The sequence below is a fragment of the Actinomadura harenae genome (assembly GCF_003696215.1).
In the GTDB taxonomy this organism is placed as follows: domain Bacteria; phylum Actinomycetota; class Actinomycetes; order Streptosporangiales; family Streptosporangiaceae; genus Spirillospora; species Spirillospora harenae.
The window spans coordinates 1-3,184 of record NZ_RFFG01000235.1 but is presented as its reverse complement, the minus strand read 5'-3'; the positions used below and the strand labels follow the sequence as shown (position 1 = coordinate 3,184).

At 75.2% G+C, this 3,184-nt stretch carries 5 protein-coding genes; all 5 read left to right on the top strand.

Annotated features, from left to right (window positions below):
• Window positions 1-487 (top strand): DUF881 domain-containing protein (locus EBO15_RS43045; RefSeq protein WP_147481930.1); only part of this gene is annotated, 487 nt, incomplete at its 5' end.
• Between the two features lie 17 nt (window positions 488-504).
• Window positions 505-837: a small basic family protein gene (locus tag EBO15_RS43040; RefSeq protein WP_122200175.1), complete on the top strand. Its 333-nt coding sequence runs from the start codon at window positions 505-507 to the stop codon at window positions 835-837.
• Entirely contained in the window at window positions 834-1,607 is a 774-nt protein-coding gene (locus EBO15_RS43035) for a DUF881 domain-containing protein (RefSeq protein WP_122200174.1), read from the top strand. The genes EBO15_RS43040 and EBO15_RS43035 overlap by 4 nt, the downstream gene beginning before the upstream one ends.
• Window positions 1,608-1,983: 376 nt before the next feature.
• Complete coding sequence (locus EBO15_RS43030) at window positions 1,984-2,520, top strand: FHA domain-containing protein (RefSeq protein WP_122200173.1); 537 nt, start codon at window positions 1,984-1,986, stop codon at window positions 2,518-2,520.
• A 128-nt stretch (window positions 2,521-2,648) separates the two neighbouring features.
• Window positions 2,649-3,184: transcriptional regulator FtsR (gene ftsR, locus EBO15_RS46680; protein WP_233616864.1), on the top strand; the 536-nt coding region annotated here is incomplete at its 3' end.

Sequence of the window (3,184 nt, the reverse complement as noted above, 5' to 3'; positions counted from 1 at the left end):
CGGACGCCGCGCCGACCGCGTCCTGGCCGCCGCCGAGACCGCCGCCGCGGCCCGTCCCGCCACCGGCCAGGCCCTGGTCGTCACCCTGGACGACGCCCCCCGCGACGGCGGATCCGACACCGCCGCCGACGACGGCCGGGTCTATGATCAGGATCTTCAGATCCTGGTCAACGGACTCTGGGCGGCCGGCTCCACCGCCGTCGCGATCAACGGGCTGAGGCTGACCCCCACCACCGCGATCCGCACGGCGGGTGAGGCCGTCCTGGTGGACTACCGTCCGCTGACCGGCCCGTACGAGGTCACCGCGCTCGGCTCCGCCGGGCGGCTGCGCGCCGCGTTCACCGGCTCGGCCGCCGACCTGCGCCTCACGGCCCTCCGGGACCGCTACGGCCTCCGCTACGGGATGCGGACCGAGGGCTCGGCCAGGCTGGCAGCCGCCGCGCCGTCCGCGCCGCGCTACGCCCGGCCCGCGGGCGAGAGGGAGTGAAGGGTGAGGGTGGTGCGGTGATCGCGCTGATCGGGCTGGTCGCGGGGGTGGTGCTCGGGCTGGTCTTCCACCCGACCGTGCCGCTGTGGCTGCAGCCCTACCTGCCGATCGCCATCGTCGCGGCCCTGGACGCGATGTTCGGCGGCGTCCGCGCCCGGCTGGAGGGCGTGTTCGACGAGAAGACCTTCGTCGTCTCCTTCGTCGGCAACGCCATCCTCGCCGCGCTGATCGTCTTCCTCGGGGACCAGCTCGGCGTCGGCTCCCAGCTGTCCACCGGCGTCGTGGTCGTCCTCGGCGTCCGGATCTTCTCCAACGCCGCCGCCATCCGCCGGAAGCTCTTCGGCGCATGAGCGACACCGCCCGTCCCCCCGAGCCCGAGCCCGAGCCGACGCCCGAGGCCGAGCCGACGCCCGAGCCGGAGTCCGGTGCCAGGACGTCCCGCAGGCCCCTGGCGCAGCTCACCGACATGCTGCGCCCCCGGCTGACCCGCGGGCAGCTGGCGGGCGGCCTGCTCAGCCTGGTGCTCGGGTTCGCCATCGTCACGCAGGTCCAGGCGAACAGCCGCGACACCAAGTTCGCCACGGCCAGGCAGGACGAATTGGTCGGAATCCTGTCGGACCTCACCCAGCGGTCCGAGCGGCTGCGCGGCGACCTGCGCGACCTGGAGAGCACCAAGGCGGGCCTGGAACGCGACGCCCGGGGCCAGACCGCGCTGGAGGAGGCCCGGCGCCGCGCCGACGACTACGGCCTCCTCGCGGGGACGGTCCCCGCGCAGGGACCCGGCGTCGAGATCGCCGTGACCGACCCGCGCCGCGCCGTCCGCGCCGCCAACCTGTTGGACGCCCTGGAGGAACTGCGCGACGCCGGGGCCGAGGTCGTCCAGATCGGGGACGTCCGCGCCGGCGTCGACACCTACTTCGTGGACCGGCCCGAGGGAGTTCTCGCCGACGGGCGGTTCCTGCCGCCGCCGTACCGGATCCTCGCCATCGGCGACCCGCACACCATGGCCACCGCGCTCGGCATCCCGGGCGGGGTCGTGCGCACGCTCCGTGGTCTGGGGGCCGAGGTGACGGTCACCCCGCGTGCGCGGATGACCGTCAGCGCGGTACGGTCGGGGTAGGGGATCACGGGGGATCGGACCGCGAGCGCGGGCCATGACGCCCTGCGCTGCGCGTCCCCGCGGGGCGGATCGGGCTCGCGCCGGTCACCGGAGGGTGACGGGCGGGTGTCCGCGAGCCGTCCGCGCGGCGGCGTAGACCTGCGATCATTGTCGAAGGTAGCGTGGGGGCGGCCGGCTCATCGTTCCGGTTGACCCCTCGGGCCTCACCCGCGTAAGTTGCGGCAACCGTCGCGATGGCGAGTGTCGTGCCGGGAGCACGAGCACCCGGGTCGAGACGGTGACCCGGCGTGGGTTGGACGAAGGATGCGCGTGGCGCGGGCGGCAGCCGGACGGGGGCCGTGGACGCCGCGCCGGAGGTAGGAGGCCGAGCCGATCGATGCCGAGCGTCTACTGCACGCAGTGCGGTCACGCCAACCCGGATGATGCCCGCTTCTGCTCGAACTGCGGCACTCCGCTGACTCGGCGTGGCCAGCAGCCCCCGCCTCCCCGGGAGTCCCCGAGCGAGTCGACCTCGACGATCTCCATCGCCGGGTTCGAGGCGCTCGACACGGAGGCCGCGGAACCGGGGCCGCCGGCGGCCTCCCAGGTCTCGGTGGACGCGCTGCCGCCCGGCACCGCCCTGCTGGTGGTCGAGCGCGGCCCGAACGCCGGCAGCCGCTTCCTGCTCGACAAGGACCGCACGTCCGCAGGGCGCCACCCGGAGAGTGACATCTTCCTCGACGACATCACCGTGTCCCGGCAGCACGCCGAGTTCGCCCGTCAGGGCGGCGGGTTCTCCGTGCGGGACGTGGGCAGCCTGAACGGCACCTACGTCAACCGGCAGCGGATCGACCAGGCCGGCCTGTCCGGCGGCGACGAGGTGCAGATCGGCAAGTTCCGCCTGGTGTTCCTGACCAACCCGCAGCACGGCTGAGCGGTCCGGCGCGGGCGACCGCCCGCGCCGGGACGCCGGGGGAGCCGGTGCGCCCCGCCCCCGCGAGGGGCGGCGCACGGCGCGGGAACAGGCAGGACCAGGCCGGACGCGGCGACGATGGGAGGGTGATGAGCGCGCAGGCCGCCCGGGCCCTGATGACGATCGGGGACGTTCTCGGGCTGCTCCGGGCCGACTTTCCGGACATCACGATCTCCAAGATCCGTTTCCTGGAGACGGAGGGGCTGGTCGAACCGCAGCGCAGCCCGTCGGGCTACCGCAAGTTCGGTGCGGCCGACGTGGCGCGGCTGCGGTTCGTGCTGACCGCCCAGCGGGACCACTACCTCCCGCTGCGGGTGATCAGGCAGCACCTGGAGGCGCTCGACCGGGGCGAGGCGCCGCCGCCGCTCGGTTCCCGCCGTCCAGGCCCCCCCGAGCCCCGCAGGGCGGGGGACCTCGCGACCGGGGCCGTCCCCGGCGAGGCCCGGCCCGCGGAGGCGCGGATCACCGACGGACGCGCCGCGGAAGCCCGTGGCGCCGACGCCCGCGCTCTCGACGGACGCGGTCTCGAGGCCCGCGGCCTTCACGGACACGGCCTTGAGGGACGCGGTCCCGACGGGCGCGGCGCCGAAGGGCGCGGTGGCGACGGGCGCGCCCCCGAAGGGCG